Genomic DNA, 432 nt, shown 5'->3' on the forward strand with positions numbered 1-432 from the left:
ATAAGCACTTTGTATTTCATGATTATTCATCCCTTTCCATGACGGCAAAGTTCATGTTGTTGTAACCGGACTTGCCGCAAGTGTTCATGATTTTGAAAAGAACGTCGAAGTCGATGTTCTTATCAACTTGCACTATGATCTTACCCTGCACAGATGTGTATAAGAGACAGGGTCAAGGCCTTGCTCAATGTTGTAGTTGATACCGGCCGTACCCTTGTAAATCGCGGTCTGGTTCCGTATATCGCCGTTCTCACGTACGCATTGATACGCGGTGTAAAAACCGAGACCCATCGCAAAACCGTTGCCGATGTCGTAACCCAGCATCAAGTCAAACTTGCCTAACGGATCGACTAAGTTATTTCCTTCCCACCCTGTAGCGCCGTCTATCCAACCCAGCCCTCTCTTCCCCTCCCCGCCGGCCGCGCTGAGCCT

At 48.8% G+C, this 432-nt stretch carries 1 protein-coding gene; it reads right to left on the reverse strand.

All coding sequences use genetic code 11. The annotated features are described in order from the left end of the window. Nucleotides 1-132 precede the first annotated feature (132 nt). Nucleotides 133-432 (reverse strand): hypothetical protein (locus tag ACYVRA_RS09280; protein WP_461252414.1); only part of this gene is annotated, 300 nt, incomplete at its 5' end.

The sequence above is a fragment of the Treponema sp. R8-4-B8 genome, assembly GCF_054786175.1.